General features: G+C 72.4%; 23 protein-coding genes. 12 read left to right on the top strand and 11 right to left on the bottom strand.

Annotated features, from left to right (window positions below; translation table 11 throughout):
* Positions 1-15 precede the first annotated feature (15 nt).
* Together EES41_RS22705 and EES41_RS22700 are read right to left on the bottom strand one after the other, a co-directional pair.
* Positions 16-1,239, bottom strand: a complete 1,224-nt coding sequence (locus EES41_RS22705; RefSeq protein ID WP_123080076.1) for an adenylate/guanylate cyclase domain-containing protein — start codon at positions 1,237-1,239, stop codon at positions 16-18.
* Between the two features lie 136 nt (positions 1,240-1,375).
* Positions 1,376-2,227 carry a biotin--[acetyl-CoA-carboxylase] ligase gene (locus EES41_RS22700; RefSeq protein ID WP_123080075.1) on the bottom strand — a complete coding sequence of 284 codons (852 nt, stop codon included), beginning with the start codon at positions 2,225-2,227 and terminating at the stop codon, positions 1,376-1,378.
* A 324-nt stretch (positions 2,228-2,551) separates the two neighbouring features.
* Between EES41_RS22700 and EES41_RS22695 the strand changes: the two genes are divergently transcribed.
* The 4 genes from EES41_RS22695 (at position 2,552) to EES41_RS22685 (ending at position 5,228) form a co-directional block, all read left to right on the top strand.
* Complete coding sequence (locus tag EES41_RS22695) at positions 2,552-4,147, top strand: acyl-CoA carboxylase subunit beta (RefSeq protein WP_123080074.1); 1,596 nt, start codon at positions 2,552-2,554, stop codon at positions 4,145-4,147.
* Between the two features lie 12 nt (positions 4,148-4,159).
* Positions 4,160-4,369: an acyl-CoA carboxylase epsilon subunit gene (locus tag EES41_RS22690; RefSeq protein ID WP_037798083.1), complete on the top strand. Its 210-nt coding sequence runs from the start codon at positions 4,160-4,162 to the stop codon at positions 4,367-4,369.
* Positions 4,370-4,448: 79 nt separating this feature from the next.
* A complete protein-coding gene (gene mmpB, locus EES41_RS43855; RefSeq protein ID WP_086025410.1) occupies positions 4,449-4,580 on the top strand; it encodes a morphogenic membrane protein MmpB in 132 nt (43 codons plus the stop codon).
* A 33-nt stretch (positions 4,581-4,613) separates the two neighbouring features.
* Complete coding sequence (locus tag EES41_RS22685; protein WP_123080073.1) at positions 4,614-5,228, top strand: nucleoside triphosphate pyrophosphatase; 615 nt, start codon at positions 4,614-4,616, stop codon at positions 5,226-5,228.
* Here the strand turns inward: EES41_RS22685 and EES41_RS22680 are convergent.
* On the bottom strand, positions 5,209-5,649 hold the full coding sequence (locus tag EES41_RS22680; RefSeq protein WP_254211542.1) for a hypothetical protein: 441 nt from the start codon (positions 5,647-5,649) through the stop codon (positions 5,209-5,211). The two genes, EES41_RS22685 and EES41_RS22680, sit on opposite strands and share 20 nt — an antisense overlap.
* Positions 5,650-6,072: 423 nt before the next feature.
* Here EES41_RS22680 and EES41_RS22675 point away from each other — a divergent pair, with 423 nt between their 5' ends.
* Positions 6,073-7,827, top strand: a complete 1,755-nt coding sequence (locus EES41_RS22675) for a biotin carboxylase N-terminal domain-containing protein (RefSeq protein ID WP_123080072.1) — start codon at positions 6,073-6,075, stop codon at positions 7,825-7,827.
* Positions 7,828-7,911: 84 nt separating this feature from the next.
* Here the strand turns inward: EES41_RS22675 and EES41_RS22670 are convergent, their stop codons facing one another.
* Positions 7,912-8,868, bottom strand: coding sequence for a DeoR/GlpR family DNA-binding transcription regulator (locus EES41_RS22670; protein ID WP_123080071.1), 957 nt, complete (start codon positions 8,866-8,868; stop codon positions 7,912-7,914).
* Between the two features lie 175 nt (positions 8,869-9,043).
* A complete protein-coding gene (locus tag EES41_RS22665; RefSeq protein WP_123080070.1) occupies positions 9,044-10,483 on the bottom strand; it encodes an NAD(P)H-quinone dehydrogenase in 1,440 nt (479 codons plus the stop codon).
* 185 nt (positions 10,484-10,668) lie between these two features.
* Between EES41_RS22665 and EES41_RS22660 the strand changes: the two genes are divergently transcribed.
* From EES41_RS22660 to EES41_RS22650, 3 genes are all read left to right on the top strand, one after another.
* Complete coding sequence (locus EES41_RS22660) at positions 10,669-11,106, top strand: gamma-glutamylcyclotransferase (protein WP_008742019.1); 438 nt, start codon at positions 10,669-10,671, stop codon at positions 11,104-11,106.
* A 110-nt stretch (positions 11,107-11,216) separates the two neighbouring features.
* Positions 11,217-12,023 (top strand): purine-nucleoside phosphorylase, encoded by an 807-nt coding sequence (locus EES41_RS22655; protein WP_008742020.1) that lies wholly within the window; start codon positions 11,217-11,219, stop codon positions 12,021-12,023.
* A gap of 44 nt (positions 12,024-12,067) precedes the next feature.
* Positions 12,068-13,717 carry a phospho-sugar mutase gene (locus EES41_RS22650; protein ID WP_123080069.1) on the top strand — a complete coding sequence of 550 codons (1,650 nt, stop codon included), beginning with the start codon at positions 12,068-12,070 and terminating at the stop codon, positions 13,715-13,717.
* A gap of 298 nt (positions 13,718-14,015) precedes the next feature.
* Here the strand turns inward: EES41_RS22650 and EES41_RS22645 are convergent, their stop codons facing one another.
* The 3 genes from EES41_RS22645 to afsQ1 are packed head-to-tail and all read right to left on the bottom strand — an operon-like array spanning position 14,016 to position 16,793.
* Positions 14,016-14,648: a hypothetical protein gene (locus EES41_RS22645; protein WP_037793692.1), complete on the bottom strand. Its 633-nt coding sequence runs from the start codon at positions 14,646-14,648 to the stop codon at positions 14,016-14,018.
* Complete coding sequence (locus tag EES41_RS22640; protein WP_123080068.1) at positions 14,632-16,119, bottom strand: cell wall metabolism sensor histidine kinase WalK; 1,488 nt, start codon at positions 16,117-16,119, stop codon at positions 14,632-14,634. Before EES41_RS22640 ends, EES41_RS22645 begins: the two co-directional genes overlap by 17 nt.
* On the bottom strand, positions 16,116-16,793 hold the full coding sequence (afsQ1, locus tag EES41_RS22635) for a two-component system response regulator AfsQ1 (RefSeq protein WP_008742024.1): 678 nt from the start codon (positions 16,791-16,793) through the stop codon (positions 16,116-16,118). Before afsQ1 ends, EES41_RS22640 begins: the two co-directional genes overlap by 4 nt.
* A 183-nt stretch (positions 16,794-16,976) precedes the next feature.
* Between afsQ1 and EES41_RS22630 the strand changes: the two genes are divergently transcribed.
* From EES41_RS22630 to EES41_RS22620, 3 genes are all read left to right on the top strand, one after another.
* Positions 16,977-17,684: a SigE family RNA polymerase sigma factor gene (locus EES41_RS22630; RefSeq protein WP_073795096.1), complete on the top strand. Its 708-nt coding sequence runs from the start codon at positions 16,977-16,979 to the stop codon at positions 17,682-17,684.
* Between the two features lie 171 nt (positions 17,685-17,855).
* Positions 17,856-18,299, top strand: a complete 444-nt coding sequence (locus tag EES41_RS22625) for an SRPBCC family protein (RefSeq protein ID WP_214354662.1) — start codon at positions 17,856-17,858, stop codon at positions 18,297-18,299.
* A complete protein-coding gene (locus tag EES41_RS22620) occupies positions 18,296-18,724 on the top strand; it encodes a MarR family winged helix-turn-helix transcriptional regulator (RefSeq protein WP_123080067.1) in 429 nt (142 codons plus the stop codon). Before EES41_RS22625 ends, EES41_RS22620 begins: the two co-directional genes overlap by 4 nt.
* A gap of 8 nt (positions 18,725-18,732) precedes the next feature.
* Here the strand turns inward: EES41_RS22620 and EES41_RS22615 are convergent, their stop codons facing one another.
* Positions 18,733-19,434 carry a uridine kinase gene (locus EES41_RS22615; RefSeq protein ID WP_123082634.1) on the bottom strand — a complete coding sequence of 234 codons (702 nt, stop codon included), beginning with the start codon at positions 19,432-19,434 and terminating at the stop codon, positions 18,733-18,735.
* 54 nt (positions 19,435-19,488) lie between these two features.
* On the opposite strand from EES41_RS22615, the gene EES41_RS22610 reads away from it, so the two are divergent.
* Positions 19,489-19,854: a hypothetical protein gene (locus EES41_RS22610; protein ID WP_123080066.1), complete on the top strand. Its 366-nt coding sequence runs from the start codon at positions 19,489-19,491 to the stop codon at positions 19,852-19,854.
* A 153-nt stretch (positions 19,855-20,007) separates the two neighbouring features.
* Here the strand turns inward: EES41_RS22610 and EES41_RS22605 are convergent, their stop codons facing one another.
* Both EES41_RS22605 and EES41_RS22600 read right to left on the bottom strand, forming a co-directional pair.
* Positions 20,008-20,907: an aldehyde dehydrogenase family protein gene (locus tag EES41_RS22605; protein WP_123080065.1), complete on the bottom strand. Its 900-nt coding sequence runs from the start codon at positions 20,905-20,907 to the stop codon at positions 20,008-20,010.
* Positions 20,900-22,336: an aldehyde dehydrogenase family protein gene (locus EES41_RS22600; RefSeq protein ID WP_123080064.1), complete on the bottom strand. Its 1,437-nt coding sequence runs from the start codon at positions 22,334-22,336 to the stop codon at positions 20,900-20,902. Before EES41_RS22600 ends, EES41_RS22605 begins: the two co-directional genes overlap by 8 nt.
* Positions 22,337-22,340: the final 4 nt, after the last annotated feature.

Below are 22,340 nucleotides of genomic sequence, written 5' to 3'. Positions count from 1 at the left end.
CCCGGTTAACGAACGTTACCCGGGGATCTTAGGCTTCCGCCGCGTCAGCGACCAGGGTTCCACGACGCCCAGGCCGCGTACCGGGCGCTGCCACATCGGCTGGAGCGCGAAGCGGTACGCGCCGCCGCCCTCCTCCGACTCGGCTTCCTTCTCCGACACCGGCGCCGCGCCCGTGCGGCCCAGTTCCTCGGCCATCGCGCCGTCCACCAGCACCGCGTCCTTCGGCGCTATCGACGTCAGCCGCGAGGCCAGGTTCACCGTGGTCCCGAAGACGTCGCCCATCCGGGTCGTCACGGTCCCGAAGGCGATGCCGACGCGCAGCTCCGGCATCTGCGGGTCGGCCTCCATCGTCTCGATCAGGCGCAGCGCGATCTCCGCCGCCGTTCCCGCGTCGTCGGCGCAGTACAGGACCTCGTCGCCGAGGGTCTTGATCAGCCGGCCGCCGTGCGCCGCCACCAGGTCCGCCGCCGTCGTCTCGAAGGCCTCGACGAGTTCGCCGAGCTCCTCCTCCTCCAGCCGCCGGGTCAGCCGGGTGAAGCCCACCAGGTCCGCGAAGCCCACCGCGAGCCGCCGGTCGACCATCTCCTCGTCGTCCGCGACCTGCACGACCCGCCCGGTCGCGGCCGCCAGCTGGCGCCGCCACACGTAGACGAGGAACTCCTCCAGCTCCGGCAGCAGCAGCTCGACCAGCGGGTACGTGACCTCCGTACGGGTCATCCCCGGCTCCGGCGGCTCCGTCAGGCCCTCCAGGAAGGAATCGATCTGCCATTCGGCCAACCGGGCGGTGGTCTGCCCCGTGGAGCGCGCCACCTGCACCGCCATCGGCTCGCTCAGCAGCCCCGCCTCGACCAGGCCGGCGAGGCGGCGCAGCGCCAGTACGTCCGCCTCCGTGAGGGCCTTGGCCTGGCCGATGTCCGCGAAGCCCATCGCCCGCCAGAAGCGGGAGGCGAGCTCCATCGAGACTCCGGCGCTGCGGGCCGCCTGGAACGGCGTGTAGCGGCGCTCGGCGCCCAGGATGAGCTGCTCCAGGCGGATGGCGAGCGGGTCGGCCGTGGGCTGGGCGGTGTGGTCGACCTCGTGGTGGGGGGTGTGCTGGTCCCGCCCGATCGGCGTCCCGGTACCCGCGCCACCGCCCGTACCGGCGCCGGTCGGCCCGGTGGGTCCGGTCGGCCCGGTGGGTCCGCCGGGGCCGGAGCCCCCGCCGGACGACGCGCTGGACGTAGAGTCGTCGACGGTCAAGGGCCGCCTCCTGTCCATTCCGTGCGCACTGCCGAACCGGGTGATCGCCGGGAAGGCCGGGATCGCCTAAACCATACGGCAGGTGTGCCGTAGCTCACTCCCCGGTCCGGTTCCCCGGCCCGCTCCCCGTCAGCCGCTACCGCACCGACCGCAGGTGGACCACGTCCCCGGCGCCCACGGGCTCCCGCTCCCCGTCAGCCGTCCTGACGACGAGCCGTCCGTCCGCGTCCACCGCCTCGGCCGTTCCGGTGAGCCGGCGGCCGCCCGGCAGCTCCGCCCGTACGTGGCGGCCGAGGGTGGCGCAGCCCGCCGCGTACGTCTCCTGGAGGCCGCTGGCGGCCGGGTCGCCGCCGGCGGCGCGCCACTCGCCGTACCACTCCTCCAGGGACCGCAGTACGGCCTTCAGCAGCGGCTCCCGGTCCGTGACGGAGGCCTTCGCCAGGGCCAGCGACCCGGCTTCCGGCACCGGCAGCTCGGCGTCGGTCAGCGTGACGTTGAGCCCGATGCCGAGGACGACGCCGTCGCCGACCCGCTCGGCGAGGATCCCGCCGGTCTTGCGCTCTTCGCCGTCCACGATGACCAGCAGGTCGTTGGGCCACTTGAGCGCGGTGTCCACGCCCGCCGCCCGGGACAGCCCGGTCGCGGCGGCCACCCCGGCGAGGAGGGTCAGCCAGCCCCACCGCTCCTGCGGGACGGCCGCGCCCGGCTTGAGCAGGACGGAGAAGAACAGCCCCGACCGGGCCGGGGCCACCCAGCTCCGGTCGAGCCGGCCGCGCCCGGCGGTCTGCTCCTCGGCGACGAGCACGACCCCCTCGGGCAGGTCCCCGGCGCGGGCGGCGAGGTCGCTGTTGGTGGACCCGGTCGAGGGGACCACCTCCACGGAGGTCCACAGCCCCCCGTCGGTCACCAGGGCCCGCCGCAGCGCGGCGGCGTTCAGCGGCGGCCGGTCGAGGCTCGACCAGTGGCCTGCGGAAGCGTCTGACGGCATCAAAGTTCCCCTTGCCTGGATGCCCGGCCCCGGGCCGGGCGCAAGCGCGTCTTCTCCGGCGAAGCGGGCAGTGAAGTTCCGCGACAACCCTACCGACGCGCGGCCCGCGCGGCCGTCACGGACGCGGTGCGACGCGGCCGCCGGCCGGCGCGCGGCGCGACACGCCCCCTAGGCAAGGCGGCGGGGCCAAGCAAGGCACTTCAGGTGTGTCAAACGCCGCACTGTCGAGCGCCCTGCCCGCCGATACGCTACGCACCAGTAGCCAGCAGTAGTCATTCAATTGACCAGGCAGTTGACGACACCACGCAGGGAGCCGCGACCCCGATGTCACAACCCTCAGAGCCGATCGACATGCATACGACCGCGGGCAAGATCGCGGACTTGCAGCGCCGCATCGACGAAGCCACCCACGCCGGTTCCGCACGGGCGGTGGAGAAGCAGCACGCCAAGGGCAAGCTGACGGCGCGTGAGCGAGTGGCCCTGCTGCTGGACGAGGGATCGTTCGTCGAGCTGGACGAGTTCGCCCGGCACCGCTCGACCAACTTCGGGCTGGAGAAGACCCGTCCCTACGGCGACGGCGTCGTCACCGGCTACGGCACGGTCGACGGCCGCCCGGTCGCGGTGTTCTCGCAGGACTTCACCGTCTTCGGCGGCGCCCTCGGCGAGGTCTACGGCCAGAAGATCATGAAGGTCATGGACTTCGCGCTGAAGACCGGCTGCCCGCTCGTCGGCATCAACGACTCCGGCGGCGCCCGCATCCAGGAGGGCGTCAGCGCGCTGGGCATGTACGGCGAGATCTTCCGCCGCAACGTCCACGCCTCCGGGGTCATCCCGCAGATCAGCCTGGTCGTGGGCCCCTGCGCGGGCGGCGCGGTGTACTCCCCCGCGATCACCGACTTCACCGTGATGGTCGACCAGACCTCGCACATGTTCATCACCGGCCCGGACGTCATCAAGACGGTCACCGGCGAGGACGTGGGCTTCGAGGAGCTGGGCGGCGCCCGCACCCACAACTCCACCTCCGGCGTCGCCCACCACATGGCCGGCGACGAGAAGGACGCCATCGAGTACGTCAAGTCCCTCCTCGCGTACCTGCCGTCGAACAACCTCTCCGAGCCGCCCGCCTTCCCGGAGGACGCGGACACCGAGGTCACCGACACCGACCGCGAGCTCGACGTCCTCATCCCGGACAGCGCGAACCAGCCGTACGACATGCACACCGTGATCGAGCACGTGCTCGACGACGGGGAGTTCCTGGAGACGCAGTCGCTGTTCGCGCCGAACATCCTGACCGGCTTCGGCCGCGTCGAGGGGCACCCGGTGGGCATCGTCGCCAACCAGCCGATGCAGTTCGCCGGCTGCCTGGACATCAACGCCTCCGAGAAGGCCGCCCGGTTCGTCCGCACGTGCGACGCCTTCAACGTCCCGGTGCTGACCTTCGTCGACGTCCCGGGCTTCCTGCCCGGCACCGACCAGGAGTACAACGGAATCATCCGGCGCGGCGCGAAGCTCATCTACGCCTACGCCGAGGCCACCGTTCCGCTGATCACCGTCATCACCCGCAAGGCCTTCGGCGGCGCGTACGACGTCATGGGCTCCAAGCACCTCGGCGCGGACCTGAACCTGGCCTGGCCGACCGCGCAGATCGCCGTCATGGGCGCGCAGGGCGCGGTGAACATCCTGCACCGCCGCGCGATCGCCGAGGCGGAGGAGGCGGGCACCGCCGAGGAGACCCGGGCCCGGCTCATCACCGAGTACGAGGACGCGCTGCTCAACCCGTACACGGCCGCCGAGCGCGGTTACATCGACGCGGTGACCATGCCGTCCGAGACCCGCGCGCACGTGGTGAAGGGGCTGCGCCAGCTCCGCACCAAGCGCGAGTCGCTGCCCCCGAAGAAGCACGGCAACATCCCCCTGTAGGAGGTCAGTCCTGTGGTGATCAAGGTCGTCAAGGGAAACCCGACCCCGGAGGAGCTGGCCGCCGCACTGGCGGTGGTCCAAGCGCGCGCGGCGGCGCTGGCCTCGGCGCCGTCGGGCGCGCCCCCGGTGGCGGACGAGTGGGCGGCGCCGTCCCGCGTGGCCCGGCGGCACCTGCCGCAGCCGGGGCCGCGCGCGTGGGGGCGTACGTACTGGCCCGCGTAGGGAAGATGGCGTGAACGGACGGTGGCGCCTGAGTACTCGTACTCAGGCGCCACGGCCGCCGCGGGGTCAGGATCGGGGCATGCTCTGGTCTGACCCCAAGGACGAGCCGCCCCAGGACATGCGCGACGCGCAGGCCATGCTCCGGCGGCTGATCGTGGTGCTCGCGCTCGCCATGCTCGTGGTGGTGTACGTCCTCGGCGTCGGCTTCTGAGCCCGGCCGGGCGGCCGCGAGGGGGCCCCTACGATGGCTCCCATGACTGCCGAACCCCGTGCCCTCGTCCTCGCCTCCGCCTCGCCCGCCCGGCTGAACCTGCTGCGGCAGGCCGGGCTCGCCCCGCACGTCATCGTCAGCCACTTCGACGAGGACACCCTGAACGCGGACAGCCCGGCGGAGCTGGCGCTGGCGCTGGCCGAGGCCAAGGCGGCCGTCGTGGCCGCCCTGGAGGAGGCCGCGGGCGCCCTGGTGATCGGCTGCGACTCGGTGCTGGAACTGGACGGCGAGGCGCTGGGCAAGCCGGCGGACTCCGAGGAGGCCACGGCCCGCTGGAAGTCGATGCGCGGGCGGGCCGGGGTGCTGCGCACGGGGCACTGCGTGATCGACACGGCGAGCGGGCGCCGGGTCTCGGCGACGGCTTCGACGACGGTCCGCTTCGGTGAGCCGACGGACGCGGAGGTGGCGGCGTACGTGGCGAGCGGCGAGCCGCTGCACGTGGCGGGCGCGTTCACCCTGGACGGGCTGTCGGCGCCGTTCATCGACGGGATCGACGGCGACCCCGGCAATGTGATCGGGCTGTCGCTGCCGCTGCTGCGCTCGCTGCTGGGCGAACTCGGCGTGTCCATCACGGACCTGTGGGCGTGACCTCCCCGAGCCGGCCCTCGCCCGTCCCCCTGACCGCGTAGAGCGTCAGGGACAGGACGATCAGGCAGAAGATCAGCATCACCGCGGCGAAGACGCCCCAGCCGGCGAGCCCGACGGCGAGGGCGCCGAGCACTCCGTGGACGACGGCGGCGGTGATGAGCACGACCCGGGCGACACGCCCGGGCCCGAGGTCCCGTACGGCGGCCACCGCGAGCAGGACCGCGCACAGCAGCAGGAAGGCGCCCATGACGGCGCCCAGCGCGTAGGTCGCCTTCGACATGACATCGGGATCGCTTCCCGCGATGGACATCGACTGGTTCGCGGTGGTCCGGCCCAGGACGACGTGGACCAGGACGAGCACGGCCGCTTCCGCGACGAGCACGATCGCGGCCAGCCCGGCCACGATTCTGCGCAGCAGCACGACGCACCCACTCCCACCCGGCACAGCACGGCACAAGCCCGTTCGACGCCTGGAGGCTACTAACGGGTAATCCGGTGGACAAGGGTTCGGCGCCTGTTCGTTGCGCGGCGCCGCCTCCTCACCCCCTCGCGCACGGCCCCGAAAGGCGGCGCGCGGGGGCCCGGCAGCAAAGAATGCCTAGGCCGTTCGTAGGGACTCCACAAAGAATCGGCGCGGCCCGCTGGCCCGGTGGACAGAGACCTCGTATGGGCGACGGGGTTACTGTGCAGTCGGGGATCCCCCTGACCTGGGGCGCCACAAGGGTTTTCCGGACTCAAGGTGTACTCGAATCACACTCCGTGTGGGCAAGCTCACCTATGGGGAAGGGTCGAAAGGCCGTGTGGGCTGTCCCTAAACTCAGCTTGTTCCAAGGAGGGAGCCATCGTGCGCAAGGTGCTCATCGCCAACCGTGGCGAAATCGCTGTCCGCGTTGCCCGGGCCTGCCGGGACGCCGGGATCGCCAGCGTAGCCGTCTACGCCGATCCGGACCGGGACGCTCTGCACGTCCGCGCGGCCGACGAAGCTTTCGCGTTGGGCGGTGACACCCCGGCCGCGAGTTACCTGGACATCGCGAAGGTCCTTCAGGCCGCGGCCGATTCGGGTGCCGACGCCATTCACCCCGGATACGGGTTCCTGTCGGAGAACGCCGAATTCGCGCAGGCCGTCCTCGACGCGGGCCTGACCTGGATCGGCCCGCCGCCGCAGGCCATCCGCGATCTCGGTGACAAGGTCGCCGCCCGTCACATCGCGCAGCGCGCCGGCGCCCCGCTGGTCGCCGGCACCCCGGACCCGGTCTCGGGTGCGGAGGAGGTCGTGGCCTTCGCGAAGGAGCACGGCCTGCCCATCGCGATCAAGGCCGCCTTCGGTGGTGGCGGCCGCGGCCTCAAGGTCGCCCGCACCCTCGAAGAGGTGCCCGAGCTCTACGACTCCGCCGTGCGCGAGGCCGTGGCCGCCTTCGGCCGCGGCGAGTGCTTCGTCGAGCGCTACCTCGACAGGCCGCGGCACGTCGAGACCCAGTGCCTGGCCGACTCCCACGGCAACGTGGTCGTCGTCTCCACGCGTGACTGCTCGCTGCAGCGCCGCCACCAGAAGCTGGTGGAGGAGGCTCCCGCGCCGTTCCTGACGGAGGAGCAGAACGCGGAGCTGTACGCCGCGTCGAAGGCGATCCTGAAGGAAGCCGGCTACGTCGGCGCCGGCACCGTCGAGTTCCTCGTCGGCACCGACGGCACGATCTCCTTCCTGGAGGTCAACACCCGCCTCCAGGTCGAGCACCCGGTCACCGAAGAGGTCACCGGCATCGACCTGGTCCGCGAGATGTTCCGCATCGCCGACGGCGAGGAGCTCGGCTACGGGGACCCCGTGCTGCGCGGTCACTCGTTCGAGTTCCGCATCAACGGCGAGGACCCGGGCCGCGGCTTCCTGCCCGCCCCGGGCACCGTCACCCGGTTCGCCCCGCCGTCGGGTCCGGGTGTCCGCCTCGACGCGGGCGTCGAGTCCGGCTCCGTGATCGGCCCGGCGTGGGACTCGCTCCTCGCCAAGCTGATCGTCACGGGCGCCACCCGCGAGCAGGCCCTGCAGCGCGCGGCCCGCGCGCTGGCCGAGTTCGAGATCGAGGGCATGGCCACCGCCGTGCCGTTCCACCGCGCGGTCGTCGTCGACCCGGCGTTCACCTCGGACCCCTTCCGGGTCCACACCCGGTGGATCGAGACCGAGTTCGTCAACGAGATCCCGGCGTTCGCGGCTCCCGCCGTGGACGACGCGGAGGACGAGCCGGGCCGCGAGACGGTCGTCGTCGAGGTCGGCGGCAAGCGCCTCGAAGTCTCCCTGCCGTCCTCGCTCGGCATGACCCTGGCCCGTACGGCCGCCGCCGGCGGCGCCAAGCCGAAGCGCCGCGCCGCGAAGAAGTCCGGCCCGGCCGCGTCGGGCGACACGCTCGCCTCGCCGATGCAGGGCACGATCGTCAAGGTCGCGGTCGAGGAGGGCCAGCAGGTGGCCGCGGGCGACCTGATCGTCGTCCTGGAGGCCATGAAGATGGAGCAGCCCCTGAACGCGCACCGCGCGGGCACCATCGTGGGTCTCACCGCCGAGGTCGGCGCGAGCCTCACCTCGGGCGCCACGATCTGCGAGATCAAGGACTGACACGCGTGACAACGGGGTTCCCGGGGCGTCTGCCCCGGGAACCCCGTTTTTCATGTGCGGCGGTGCCGAACCGCCCGACAGGGCCTAGCGGCGTCGCATGTCGGCTACGCGGACGCGGTCGCCGGCGGCCTGCTGCTCCAGCATCCCGGCCGGCGCGCTCCGCAGCTGGGCCGTCGGGCCACCCCGCCGCTGGACGGGCAACGGGGACTCCCGGCGCGGCCGCCGGCCCACCATGGCGCCGTCCCCGCCGGGGGCGGCGGCGGCGCCCGCCACGGTGATCTGGACGCCCTGGTCCGCCAGCGCCTGCAGCTCCGTACCGGCCCGGTCGTCGTGCGGCGGGGGCTCGTCCGTCACCAGCCGCGTCATCACGTCCGTCGGCACGGTCTGGAACATGGTGTCCGTGCCCAGCTTCGTGTGGTCGGCGAGCACCACCACCTCCGCCGCCGCCTGCACCAGCGCCCGGTCCACGCTCGCGGAGAGCATGTTGGAGGTGGAGAGCCCGCGCTCTGCGGTCAGACCGCTCCCCGACAGGAAGGCCCGCGACACCCGCAGGCCCTGGAGGGACTGTTCGGCCCCGCTGCCGACGAGCGCGTAGTTGGACCCGCGCAGGGTGCCGCCGGTCATCACCACTTCCACCCGGTTGGCGTGGGCCAGGGCCTGCGCGACCAGCAGGGAGTTGGTGACGACGGTCAGGCCGGGCACCCGCGCGAGCCGGCGGGCCAGCTCCTGGGTGGTGGTACCCGCGCCGACGACCACGGCCTCGCCTTCTTCGACGAGGCTCGCCGCGACATCGGCGATGGCGGTCTTCTCCGCCGTCGCGAGATGGGACTTTTGCGGAAAGCCGGACTCCCGCGTGAAACCGCCCGGCAAAACCGCACCGCCGTGCCGGCGGTCGAGGAGTCCTTCTGCCTCCAGTGCCCGCACGTCCCGCCGTACGGTCACTTCGGAGGTCTGGACGACGCGGGCGAGCTCCCGGAGCGATACCGCTCCGTTGGCCCGCACCATTTCGAGGATCAATTGGCGACGTTCTGCAGCGAACACGAAACTGACAGTAACGCCAACGACCGTCTGGTTTCAGCTCTTTACGCCGGAATACCGAAGTTGTTCATAAGGCGGGGCGACTAGTGGTATACGCGTTTCGAAGACTGCGTGAACTTCTCACCACCACGGTCGGCCCCGCCCCAAACCCCCTGCGGCGCAAGGCGGTTGCCCGGGATCAGGCCTCCCCGGCGGCCTTCCGCGTGTGCAACTGGCGCGCCACCTCGGCGATCGAGCCCGACAGGGAGGGGTACACGGTGAACGCGTTTGCGATCTGCTCGACCGTCAGGTTGTTGTCGACCGCGATCGAGATCGGGTGGATGAGCTCGCTCGCGCGCGGCGAGACGACGACGCCGCCCACCACGATGCCGGTGCCCGGGCGGCAGAACATCTTCACGAAGCCGTCCCGGATGCCCTGCATCTTGGCGCGCGGGTTGCGCAGCAGCGGCAGCTTCACGACACGGGCGTCGATCTTCCCGGAGTCCACGTCGGCCTGCGTGTAACCGACGGTGGCGATCTCCGGGTCGGTGAAGACGTTCGACGACACCGTCTTCAGGTTCAGCGGGGCCACCGCGTCGCCCAGGAAGTGGTACATCGCGATGCGCCCCTGCATGGCGGCGACGGAGGCCAGCGCGAAGACGCCGGTCACGTCTCCGGCGGCGTACACGCCGGGGGCGGAGGTGCGGGAGACCTTGTCGGTCCAGATGTGGCCGGACTCCTTGAGCCGGACCCCGGACTCCTCCAGGTTCATGTTCCCGGTGTTCGGGATCGCGCCGACCGCCATCAGGCAGTGCGTGCCGGTGATGACCCGGCCGTCGGAGAGGGTGACCTCGACCCGGTCGCCCACCCGCTTGGCGGACTCGGCGCGGGAGCGGCCGATGACGTTCATGCCGCGGCGGCGGAAGACGTCCTCCAGGACGGCGGCGGCGTCCGGGTCCTCGCCGGGCAGCACCCGGTCGCGGGAGGACACGAGGGTCACCCGGGAGCCGAGGGCCTGGTACGCGCCGGCGAACTCGGCGCCGGTCACACCGGAGCCGACGACGATGAGCTCCTCCGGGAGCTCTTCGAGGTCGTAGACCTGGGTCCAGTTCAGGATGCGCTCGCCGTCGGGCATCGCGTCCGGGATCTCGCGGGGGTGGCCGCCGGTCGCGATCAGCACGGCGTCGGCCGTCAGGATCGTCTCCGTGCCGTCGGCGGCGGTGACGATGACGTCCCGGGTGCCGTCGATGCCCTGCGGGCCGCCGAGCTTGCCGCGGCCGCGCATGACGCGGGCGCCGGCGCGGGTGACGGAGGCGGTGATGTCGTGCGACTGGGCCAGCGCGAGGCGCTTGACGCGGCGGTTGACCTTGCCGAGGTCCACGCCGACGACGCGCGCGGCCTGCTCGATGTGCGGGGTGTCGTCGGCGACGACGATGCCGAGCTCCTCGTACGAGGAGTCGAAGGTCGTCATCACCTCGGCGGTCGCGATGAGGGTCTTCGAGGGCACGCAGTCGGTCAGTACCGACGCCCCGCCCAGACCGTCGCAGTCGACGACGGTCACCTCCGCGCCGAGCTGGGCCCCTACGAGGGCCGCCTCATACCCGCCGGGTCCGCCGCCGATGATCACGATCCGGGTCACGAAAACTCCGCCTCACGTCTACCCGGCCGGCTGCCGCCCCGGCCGGGGCTTCCGGGGGTCTCCCCGGGGGATGCATTCCGTGCTCCATTGTCCCGCACGCTTCAAGGTGCTTCTCCCCCGGTCCGGCCATCCGTGAGGACGGCCGGACACGCCGCCCGCGCCGCCCCTCCCGTACCCTCGGTCTCATGTCGCTCTACGCCGCGTACGCCGGCAACCTCGACCCGCGGCTGATGACGCGCCGCGCACCCCATTCGCCGCTGCGCGGCACGGGCTGGATCAACGACTGGCGGCTGACCTTCGGCGGCGAGCAGATGGGCTGGGAGGGCGCGCTGGCGACGATCGTCGAAGCCCCGCGCCACCAGGTCTTCGTCGCCCTGTACGACATCGCGCCGCTGGACGAGGACTCCATGGACCGGTGGGAGGGCGTCGGGCTGGACATCTACCGCCGCATGCGCATCCGCGTCCACACCCTGGACGGCGAGGAGGCGGCCTGGTGCTACGTCCTCAACGGCTACGAGGGCGGGCTCCCCTCGGCCCGCTACCTCGGTGAGATCGCCGACGCCGCCGAATCCGCGGGCGCCCCGCACGACTACGTGATGGAGGTGCGCAAGCGCCCCTGCTGACGCCGGGGGAACGCGGAGGGACGTTTCGGCGGAAACGACAAGGCAACGATCCGAACACCGTGAGCTGCGCCATCTACGCGCGTAGGCAATGCTCGGTTACGCTCGTCAGCGTGAACGCATCTGTTACCGACCCCTTCGCCGACGCCACCGCCGCAGCCGCCCGTCTGCGTGAGCTGACCGGCGCCGAAACCCACGATGTCGCCCTCGTCATGGGCTCCGGCTGGGCCCCCGCCGCAGAGGCGCTGGGCGTGCCCGAGGCGGAGTTCCCCGTCACCGAGCTGCCCGGCTTCCCGCCCCCCGCGGTCGAGGGCCACGGCGGCAAGATCCGCTCGTACAAGATCGGCGACAAGCGTGCGCTGCTCTTCCTCGGCCGGACCCACTTCTACGAGGGCCGCGGCGTCGCCGCCGTCGCCCACGGTGTCCGCACCGCCGTCGCCGCCGGCTGCAAGACCGTCGTCCTGACCAACGGCTGCGGCGGCCTGCGCGAGGGCATGACCCCCGGCCAGCCCGTCCTGATCAGCGACCACCTGAACCTCACCGCGACCTCGCCGATCGTCGGCGCCAACTTCGTGGACCTCACCGACCTCTACTCGCCCCGCCTGCGCGCGATGTGCAAGGAGATCGACGAGACCCTCGAAGAGGGCGTCTACGTCCAGTTCCCCGGCCCGCACTACGAGACCCCGGCCGAGATCAACATGATCCGCGTCATGGGCGCCGACCTGGTCGGCATGTCCACCGTGCTGGAGGCCATCGCCGCCCGTGAGGCCGGCGCCGAGGTGCTCGGCATCTCGCTGGTCACCAACCTGGCGGCGGGCATCTCCGGCGAGCCGCTGAACCACGAAGAGGTGCTCCAGGCCGGCCGCGACTCGGCCGCGCGCATGGGCAAGCTGCTCACCCAGGTGCTCGCCCGCATCTGACACGGCACAGGCACCGGCACCGTACGAGAGACAAGGCGGAAGTAGTGCAGGAACAGGACGACCTGATCACCCGGGCCCAGGCCTGGCTGGCCGAGGACCCGGACCAGGAGACGGCGGACGAGCTCGCCAAGCTCATCGAGTCCGGCGACACCGCCGAACTCGCGGACCGCTTCTCCGGCACCCTGCAGTTCGGCACCGCCGGACTGCGCGGCGAGATCGGCGCGGGCCCGATGCGGATGAACCGCTCCGTGGTCATCCGCGCGGCGGCGGGCCTGGCGGCCTACCTGCGGGCCCAGGGGCACGCCGACGGCCTGGTCGTCGTCGGCTACGACGCCCGCTACAAGTCCGCGGACTTCGCCCGTGACACCGCGGCCGTCATGACCGGCGCCGGGCTGCGCGCGGCCGTCCTGCCCCGGCCACTGCCGACGCCGGTCCTCGCGTACGCCATACGGCACCTGGGTGCCGTCGCCGGCGTCGAGGTGACCGCGAGCCACAACCCGCCCCGGGACAACGGCTACAAGGTCTACCTCGGCGACGGCTCGCAGATCGTCTCCCCGGCGGACGAGGAGATCGCGGCGCAGATCGCGCGCATCGACTCGCTCGCCTCCGTCCCCCGCCCGGAGTCCGGCTGGGAGGACCTCGGTGACGAGGTCCTGGAGGCCTACCTGGCGCGTACGGACGCGGTCCTGACCCCCGGCTCCCCCCGGGGCGTGCGGACCGTCTACACGGCCATGCACGGTGTCGGCAAGGACGTCGTCATGGCGGCGTTCGCCCGCGCCGGCTTCCCGACCCCGGTGCTGGTGGCCGAGCAGGCGGAGCCGGACCCGGCCTTCCCGACGGTCGCCTTCCCCAACCCGGAGGAGCCGGGCGCGATGGACCTGTCCTTCGCGAAGGCCGCCGAGGCCGGCCCGGACATCGTCATCGCGAACGACCCGGACGCGGACCGCTGCGCCGTGGCGGTCCCGACCGCCGACGGCGGCTGGCGGATGCTGCGGGGCGACGAGGTCGGCGCGCTGCTGGCGGCCCACCTGGTCCACAAGGGGGCCCGGGGCGTCTTCGCGGAGTCGATCGTCTCGTCCTCCCTCCTCGGCCGGATCGCGGAAGCGGCGGGCGTGGGCTACGAGGAGACCCTCACGGGCTTCAAGTGGATCTCGCGCGTCGAGGGCCTGCGCTACGGCTACGAGGAGGCGCTCGGCTACTGCGTGGACCCCGAGGGCGTCCGCGACAAGGACGGCATCACCGCAGCGCTGCTGGTGGCGGAGCTGGCCTCGGAGCTCAAGGAGCAGGGCCGCACGCTGACCGACCTGCTGGACGACCTGGCGATGGCCCACGGGCTGCACGCCACCGACCAGCTGTCGGTCCGCGTCTCGGACCTGTCGGTCATCGCCAACGCGATGGCGGCGCTGCGCACGCGGCCGCCGGCGTCCCTGGCGGGCCTGCGCGTCGTCTCGGCGGAGGACCTCGCCCGGGGGACGGCGACGCTGCCCCCGACGGACGGCCTGCGGTACTACCTGGACGGCGACTACAAGGCCCGGGTGATCGTCCGCCCGTCGGGCACGGAGCCGAAGCTGAAGTGCTACCTGGAGGTCGTGGTCCCGGTCGCGGACGCCGCCGACCTCACCCCGGCCCGCGGCCGGGGCCAGGACGTCCTGGACGCCATCAAGAAGGACCTGGCGGCCGCGGCCGGCATCTGATCCCCCGCGCGCCCGGCGGGTACCCCCGGCTCCACCGCCGACCCGGTCCCGCCCGCCGGATCCCGCAGCCGGTGCCCGGCCCGGCCCGTCCGCCGGACCGGACGCCCATCGGCCCCCTGAGCCCGCCTCAGGGGGCCGACCCCGTTCCCGGGCCGCCACCCGGCGGCCCACCGCTGCGCGGAGCCACTGCCCGCCCCGCCCTTCCACCGTTCCCCGGACTCCGCCCGGACCCGCGCCGCCCGGACCCGCGCCGGCCGGGCGGCTCCGGCCCCGCCGGCGTTTGAGGCGCGGGGTCCGGTTACGAAGCCGTCGGCTTCGGGCGGACCACGTCGCCCAGGGTCGGGACCGATTCCGGCCGGGAGCGGACGGCGTCCGTGCACTCCCACGCCCGCGGCGGATCCGCGTCGGGCCCGCCGAGCACCACCGGCCCCGGCCCCGCCGCCACGGCCTCGCTGCCGGCCAGCGTGCACACGATCTGCGACAGCGCCACCGGCGGCAGGTCCTCCGGCCGCCGGCTCAGCCGCAGCGTCCCCGCCGGGTCGCCGGTCCGCGGCGGGGCCACGGTCAGCCCGCCCGGGACCCCGGTCGTGAACCCCGCGTCCCGTTCCCCGGCGGACGGCGTCCGCTCCAGCGCCTCCAGCAGCGCCTGCGCGGCCAGCACCACCGGGTCGCGGGCGATCCGCTTCTCCGGCACCGGGACGACGCGCTCCACACCGACCAGCTGCGAGCCGCAGACCAGCTCCACCGTGGCCCGGAACCCCTGGACCCCGCTCTGCGCGCCGGACGGCGCCTCCGGGGTGTCGCACGACACCCGCGAGGGCGCCGGGCCCACGTCGACCGGGACCGTCGTGGCCCGGATGCCGCAGCCGGACGTCCCGTACGCCAGCGTCGCCAGCACGACCCCGGACAGCGCCCTACGCGTCCACCTCACCGGCGATCACCTTCCCCACGTCCACCGGCAGCCGCAGCGTGAACAGCGCCCCGCCCTCCGCCGCGTTGGCGGCCGTGATGTCTCCGCCGTGGATGTGCGCGTTCTCCATGGCGATCGACAGGCCGAGCCCGCTCCCGTCCGACTTCGGCCGCGACGCGCTCGCCTTGTAGAAGCGGTCGAAGACGTGCGGCAGGACCTCCTCAGGGATGCCCGGACCGTTGTCCTTGACCGCGATGACCAGCCATTCCTCCTCGACCGTCACCGACACCCGCACCGGCGAACCGCCGTGCTTGAGCGCGTTGCCGATCAGGTTGGCGAGGATGACGTCGAGCCGGCGCGGGTCGAGCCGGGCCATGATGCCCCGCTCCGCGTCGAGTTCGACGGCGTCGAGCCAGGCCCGCGCGTCGATGCACGCCGTCACCTGGTCGGCGACGTCGACGTCGTCCAGCACCAGCCGCGCCGTCCCCGCGTCGAAGCGGGTGACTTCCATCAGGTTCTCCACCAGGTCGTTCAGGCGCCGCGTCTCGCTGACGACCAGCGCCACCGCCGGTGCGATCATCGGATCGAGGTCGTCGACCTCCTCCTCCAGCACCTCGGCCACCGCCGTCAACGCCGTGAGCGGCGTGCGCAGTTCATGGGACATGTCCGCGACGAAGCGCCGGCTGGACTCCTCCCGCGCGCTCATGTCGGCGACCTTCTTCTCCAGCGCCTCCGCGGTCCTGTTGAAGGTCCGCGACAGGTCGGCGAGTTCGTCGGTCCCCGACACGTCGAGCCGGTGGTCCAGCTCGCCCTCGCCGAGCCGCCGCGCCGCGTCACCGAGCCGCTGTACGGGCCTGAGCACCGTCCGGGCCGCGGCCTGCGCGAGCAGCGCGGAGCCGAGCAGCGCGAGGCCCGTCGCGATGGTCAGCGACCAGCCCAGCGCGTTCAGGTCGTCCCGCTCCTGCGCGAGGGACTTGTACATGTAGCCGGTCGGCCCGCCGCCCACGATCCGCGTCCCGCCGACCAGGTACGGGTTGCCCTGCGGCTTCGTCCGCTGCCAGTACACGTGGTACTCGGCGTCGTTGGCCGTGGTCGTCTTCTGCCGGTCGTTCACCGCGTGCTGGAGGGACTTGGGTACGTCGTCCAGCCCGAAGGAGTCGGGACCGGCCGCGCCGAAGACCTTGCGGCCGTCCCCCCGCTCGTCGACCAGCAGCACGCTGTACCCGGGGCTGCTGCCCGCCATCAGTTCGGCGGTGCGCTGCATCTCCTCGGGCGTCGGGTCGCCGGGCAGCGCCGCGGCCCGGTTCTGCATCTCCTGGCGGAAGTCGCCGAGGGCGGCTTCCTGGACGCGGGTGAGGACCGCCTCGCGGTTGAGCCAGTAGGCGATCCCGGAGGCGGAGACGGCGGCCGTCAGCGCGACCAGGGCGAACACGACGAGGAGCCGCAGCCGCAGGCTGGTCCAGCGCCGGCCCGCGAACAGGGCTCGGATCACTGCGGGGAGTCCAGCCGGTAGCCGACGCCGCGCACGGTACGGATCAGGGTCGGCGAGGACGGGATCTCCTCCACCTTGGCGCGCAGCCGCTGCACGCACGCGTCGACGAGCCGGGAGTCGCCGAGGTAGTCGTGCTCCCACACCAGCCGCAGCAGTTGCTGCCGGGAGAGCGCCTGGCCGGGCCGCCGGCTGAGCTCCAGCAGCAGCCGCAGCTCGGTCGGGGTGAGCTGGAGGTCCTCACCGTTCTTGGTCACGGTCATGGCGGAGCGGTCGATGACGAGGGACCCGAAGGTGGCGGAGTCGCTCGCCTCGCGCTCGCCGCGGCGCAGCACGGCCCGGATCCGGGCGTCGAGCACCCGGCCCTGGACGGGCTTGACCACGTAGTCGTCGGCGCCCGATTCCAGGCCGACCACCACGTCGATGTCATCGCTGCGCGCGGTGAGCAGGATGATCGGCAGCTGGTCGGTGCGACGGATCCGCCGGCACACCTCGAAGCCGTCGATCCCGGGCAGCATGACGTCCAGCACGATCAGGTCCGGCCGCTGCTCGCGCAACAGTTTCAGGCCGTCCTCACCCGTCGCCGCGGTGGCCACACGGTGGCCCTGGCGAGACAGGGAGAGTTCGAGGGCCGTGCGGATGGCGTCGTCGTCCTCGATCAGCAGCAGAAAAGGCACGGGCTCATTCTGTCCCATCGCCCGTTGGGACTTGTACCCGCGTGCGCGGCGGGGCTTCCGGGGTGCCTGTGACAGTGCTGTGACAGTCGGCGGACAACCCGGTTATCTCCCGGGGGCAGGCTTCTACTCAACGCACCAAGCACCACACCGAACCAGAGCAGACTCCACGACGGGGGGCGCGAGATGAACACGCTGCACAGCACCACCACCAGCGCGGTTGTCACGCGGCTGCACGATGTGAACCGCCGGGCAGGTGTCCGTACGGCGACGGTCACCCGTCCCCGCGCGGCACACGTAGTGGCCATCGACGCGAACACGTACCAGTCCTCCTCCGTCGCGCCGCTGCCCGCGCCGGCCCCGTCCTCCGCCTCGGAGGCCGAGTTCACGGCGTACGTCCGGGAGCGCCGGGCCGCCCTGTACGCGACGGCCTTCCACCTGACCGGTGACCGTTACGAGGCCGAGGACCTGCTGCAGAGCGCGCTGTTCTCGACGTACCGGGCGTGGGACCGGATCAGCGACAAGGCGGCCGTGGGCGGCTACCTGCGGCGCACGATGACGAACCTGCACATCAGCGCGTGGCGCCGGCGGAAGCTGAACGAGTACCCGACCGAGGAGCTGCCGGAGACGGCCTCCGACACGGACGCGATGCGGGGCACGGAGCTGCGCGCGGTGCTGTGGCAGGCGCTGACCCGGATTCCGGAGCCGCAGCGGACGATGCTGGTGCTGCGGTACTACGAGGGCCGCACGGACCCGGAGATCGCGGAGATCCTGGGCATCAGCGTCGGCACGGTGAAGTCGAGCATCTGGCGGTCGCTGCGGCGGCTGCGCGAGGACGAGGCGCTGAGCTTCGGGCGCGACGAGGCGGAGTCCTTCGAGGAGCTCGTCGCGTAACCGGACCACGGGGCCAGGGGGACCGTCCTACGGGGGTGGGACGGGGGTCACGGCGGGGGAAAGAGAAGGCGGGACCACGCGGCCGGGGGGCCGGGGTCCCGCCTTCTCGCATGCGCGGGCCCGGTGGTGACGACTGGACGAATAGTCTCCGCAGAGATAATCTCTTCGCAGATGAACTTCTGGTCCAAGGAGGCCCCCATGTGGGAGTACGAGCACGCCGTCGAGACCGACGCCGACCGCGGGGCGATCTGGCGGCTCTGGAGCGACGTGGAGAACTGGGGCGCCTGGAACGGCGGGATCGAGAAGATCGAACTCCGGGGCCCGTTCGCCGAAGGCGCCGAGATCGCGATGACCCCGCCCGGGGAGGACCCGGTGCTCCTGCGGGTCACCGCGCTCGGCGAGGGCGAACACTTCACCGACGAGGCCCGCTTCGGGGGGCTCGTCCTGCGCACCACCCACCGCCTCGTCCCGCTCGGCGAGGACCGCACGCGGGTGCTCTACCGGATGGAGATCAGCGGCGAGGGCGCGGAGGAGGCCGGGCCGCAGATCGGCCCCGGCATCACGGCGGACTGGCCCGAGACGATGGCCGCGCTCGTGGAGCTCGCGGCGCGGTGAAGCCCGGAGAGAGCCCCGGATTCCTGCTGTGGCACGTCACGCTGCGCTGGCAGCGTGACATCGCGGCGGCCCTGACCCCCCTCGACCTCACGCACGTGCAGTTCGTCCTGCTCGCGTGCACCTGGTGGCTGAACGGGCAGGGCGAGCGGCCCAACCAGCTGGCCGTGGCCCGTCAGGCGGGCACGGACGTGAAGATGACCTCCCAGGTGCTGCGCACCCTGGAGAAGAAGGGCCTGATCGAACGCGAGGTGGACCCGGCCGACACCCGCGCCAAGCGGCTGCGCGTCACCGCCCTCGGCGCCGACCTGGCCCCCCGCGCGATCGCGGCGGTGGAAGAGGTCGACGCCCGGTTCTTCGCCCCGGCCCCCATCGAGGCCGCGGTATCCCTCCTGGCCCGCCTGGCCGTCGACCAAGAGACGGCCTGAGCCAGGACCTAAGCCGCGGCCGGGGTCGCGCGGTGGCGGCCGGCGGCCGCGGCGGCGAGGCGGCCGAGGGCCTCGTCCCGGCCGCACGGGTGCGCGCCCAGGGCGGCGTGGCGGGCCACGATGCCGCGCTCCGCCCGCATCAGCCGCAGGCCCCGCCGCAGCAGGAACAGGACCGACTTGCGGCCCTCGCGCAGATCGCGCGCCAGCCGGCGGCGGAACGTCGTGGACGGCCGCCCCCGCAGACAGAGCGCGTCGGCCAGCAGCCCCAGCTCCTGGCACCGGGCGGCGATGTCGGCCGCGAAGATCCCCTCGGCGATGAACAGCGGCGTCCGGGAGATGTCCAGCGCCTCCGCCCCGGTCCGCGAGGACGTCGCGATGTCGTAGACCGGGACCTGCGTACGGCCGGAAGCGCACAGCTCCTCGATCGCCGCGACGGCGGTGTCCGCGTCCCAGGACAGCGGGGAGTCCCAGTCGATGTCCGAACTCCCCTCGACCAGCGGGAGGGTCGGGTCGTCCCCCTCCTTGTAGAAGTCGTCCAGGCGCAGTACGGGCAGGCCCGAGCGGGCCGCCAGCGAGGACTTGCCGGATCCCGAGGGACCGGTCAGAAGAACGACACGCGTAGGCAAAGGAGAGGAGGAGCTCACGGGACACCAGTGTGAACCATTCCCCCGCGCAGGGGATGCCACCGGCGCCCGGTTGGTATCCAGGATCACACCTCAACTACGCTGCGTGCGCACGCGACTACGACCACAGGCGGGAAACCCATGGCACGTCACGCAGCTCCGCACACCTCCACGTTGCGCTCCGCAGGCCTCACGCTCTCGATGGCCGGCGCCGCGCTCGCGATGGCCGCGGGCGGCGCCCAGGCCGGTGAACTCTCGGTTCCGGCGGCGCTCGCGGGGGTCACCGACCCGATCGCGAACCTCAAGGTGAACCCCCTCGCGAACACCGGCGTGGACCCGCTGGACAACGGCGTCGGCACCAAGGTCGCGGACTTCCCCGCCCTCGGCACCGGCATGGTGACCGGCGCCCTCACCCGCGGCCCCTCGGTCGGCGAACTGCCGGCCGCCGCCGCGTCCTCGCTGCTCGGCCCGCTGCTCCCGGGCGCCGCCGGCGGGTCACAGCACTAGGCCCTGCCGGGCGCGGGCACGGAAAAGGCCCCGGCGGCGCGGGGGACGCCACCGGGGCCTGCTCTTCCATGACCGGATCCGGATCCGGGTCCGGATCCGGTCATGGATCCGGGTCTTGGATCCGGGACTTCGATCCGGGACTTCGATCCGGGTCTAGTACGAAGACCCGCCCGCGCCCAGCGAACCCGTCGGGTGCCAGACCGTCTTGGTCTCCAGGAACGCCGTCATGCGGGCCGTGCCCGGGTCGGCGCTCCAGTCGTCCACAGGCTGTGGACGCAGGACGCGCTTCAGGTTGTCGGCCGCCGCGATCTCCAGCTCCTTGGCCAGCGCCGCGTCGGTGCCCGCCAGGTCGATCGCGTTGACGTCCTGGTGCGAGGCCAGGTGCGGGCCCATCTCGCCGGCCTTGCCGGACAGGATGTTGACCACGCCGCCGGGCAGGTCGGAGGTGGCCAGCACCTCGCCCAGGGAGAGGGCCGGGAGCGGCGCCTTCTCCGAGGCGATCACGACGGCCGTGTTGCCCGTCGCGATGACCGGGGCGATCACCGAGACCAGGCCCAGGAAGGACGAGTCCTGAGGGGCCACGACCGTGACGACGCCGGTCGGCTCCGGGGTGGAGAGGTTGAAGAACGGGCCCGCGACCGGGTTGGCCCCGCCCACGATCTGGCCGATCTTGTCGGTCCAGCCCGCGTACCAGACCCAGCGGTCGATGGCCGCGTCCACGACCGCCGCGGCCTTGGACTTGGACAGCCCCTCGGCCTCGCCGACCTCGCGGACGAACTGCTCGCGGCGGCCCTCCAGCATCTCGGCGACGCGGTAGAGGATCTGCCCGCGGTTGTACGCGGTCGCGCCCGACCAGCCGCCGAACGCCTTGCGGGCCGCGACGACCGCGTCACGCGCGTCCTTGCGGGAGGACAGCGGGGCGTTGGCCAGCCACTTGCCCTTGGAGTCGGTCACCTCGTACACCCGGCCGCTCTCGGAGCGGGGGAACTTGCCCCCGACGTACAGCTTGTAGGTCTTGAAGACGCTCAGACGCGCCGACGACGACTCAGACATCGAGGTAGCCCTCCAGGCCGTGGCGGCCGCCCTCGCGACCGAAGCCCGACTCCTTGTAGCCGCCGAAGGGCGAGGTCGGGTCGAACTTGTTGAACGTGTTGGCCCAGACGACACCGGCGCGGAGCTGGCCGGCGACCGCGAGGATGCGCGAGCCCTTCTCCGTCCAGATGCCGGCGGACAGGCCGTACTGGCTGTTGTTGGCCTTGGCGACGGCCTCGTCGGGCGTACGGAACGTCAGCACGGACAGCACCGGGCCGAAGATCTCGTCGCGGGCGACGGTGTGCGCCTGGGTGACGTTGGTGAACAGCGTCGGGGCGAACCAGTAGCCGGAGGACGGCAGCTCGCACGCCGGGGACCAGCGCTCGGCGCCCTCGGCCTCGCCGGTCTCCGCGAGCGCGGTGATCCGGGCGAGCTGCTCGGCGGAGTTGATCGCGCCGATGTCGGTGTTCTTGTCGAGCGGGTCGCCCAGGCGCAGCGTGGAGAGGCGGCGCTTGAGGGAGTCCAGCAGCTCGTCGTGGATCGACTCCTGAACCAGCAGGCGCGAGCCCGCGCAGCAGACCTGGCCCTGGTTGAAGAAGATGCCGGTGACGATGCCCTCGACGGCCTGGTCGATCGGGGCGTCGTCGAAGACGATGTTGGCGCCCTTGCCGCCCAGCTCCAGGGTGACCTTCTTGTCGGTGCCGGCGACGTGGCGGGCGATCTTCTTGCCCACGGCGGTCGAGCCGGTGAAGGCGACCTTGTTGACGTCCGGGTGCTCGACGAGGGCCGCGCCCGCGTCCCCGTAACCCGGGAGGATGTTGACGACGCCCTTGGGCAGACCGGCCTGGCGGCAGATGTCCGCGAAGAACAGCGCGGACAGCGGGGTGGTCTCGGCGGGCTTCAGGACGACCGTGTTGCCGGTGGCGAGCGCCGGGGCGATCTTCCACGCGAGCATCAGCAGCGGGAAGTTCCACGGGATGACCTGGCCGGCCACGCCGAGCGGGCGCGGGTTCGCGCCGTAGCCCGCGTGGTCGAGCTTGTCGGCCCAGCCCGCGTAGTAGAAGAAGTGCGCGGCGACCAGCGGGAGGTCCGCGTCGCGGGTCTCCCTGATCGGCTTGCCGTTGTCCAGGGTCTCCAGGACGGCCAGCTCGCGGCTGCGCTCCTGGATGATCCGGGCGATGCGGAAGAGGTACTTGGCGCGCTCGGAGCCGGGCAGCGCGGACCACTTCTCGAAGGCCTTGCGGGCGGCCTTGACGGCGCGGTCCACGTCGGCGGCGCCGGCCTGGGCGACCTCGGCGAGGACCTCCTCGGACGACGGCGAGACGGTCTTGAAGACCTTGCCGTCGGCGGCGTCGGTGAACTCGCCGTCGATGAAGAGCCCGTAGGAGGGCGCGATGTCGACGACGGACCGCGACTCGGGGGCGGGTGCGTACTCGAAAACAGATGCCATGGTG

It is taken from the genome of Streptomyces sp. ADI95-16 (assembly GCF_003721495.1).
Lineage (GTDB): Bacteria > Actinomycetota > Actinomycetes > Streptomycetales > Streptomycetaceae > Streptomyces > Streptomyces goshikiensis.
This window is presented reverse-complemented; position numbering and strand designations above follow the sequence as displayed.

Coding starts and splice junctions, on each gene's coding strand:
- EES41_RS22700 (WP_123080075.1), bottom strand. CDS start 2,227: ATGCCGTCAGACGCTTCCGCAGGCCACTGGTCGAGCCTCGACCGGCCG.
- EES41_RS22695 (WP_123080074.1), top strand. CDS start 2,552: ATGTCACAACCCTCAGAGCCGATCGACATGCATACGACCGCGGGCAAG.
- mmpB (WP_086025410.1), top strand. CDS start 4,449: ATGCTCTGGTCTGACCCCAAGGACGAGCCGCCCCAGGACATGCGCGAC.
- EES41_RS22685 (WP_123080073.1), top strand. CDS start 4,614: ATGGCTCCCATGACTGCCGAACCCCGTGCCCTCGTCCTCGCCTCCGCC.
- EES41_RS22660 (WP_008742019.1), top strand. CDS start 10,669: ATGTCGCTCTACGCCGCGTACGCCGGCAACCTCGACCCGCGGCTGATG.
- EES41_RS22630 (WP_073795096.1), top strand. CDS start 16,977: ATGAACACGCTGCACAGCACCACCACCAGCGCGGTTGTCACGCGGCTG.
- EES41_RS22625 (WP_214354662.1), top strand. CDS start 17,856: ATGAACTTCTGGTCCAAGGAGGCCCCCATGTGGGAGTACGAGCACGCC.
- EES41_RS22610 (WP_123080066.1), top strand. CDS start 19,489: ATGGCACGTCACGCAGCTCCGCACACCTCCACGTTGCGCTCCGCAGGC.
- EES41_RS22605 (WP_123080065.1), bottom strand. CDS start 20,907: ATGTCTGAGTCGTCGTCGGCGCGTCTGAGCGTCTTCAAGACCTACAAG.
- EES41_RS22600 (WP_123080064.1), bottom strand. CDS start 22,336: ATGGCATCTGTTTTCGAGTACGCACCCGCCCCCGAGTCGCGGTCCGTC.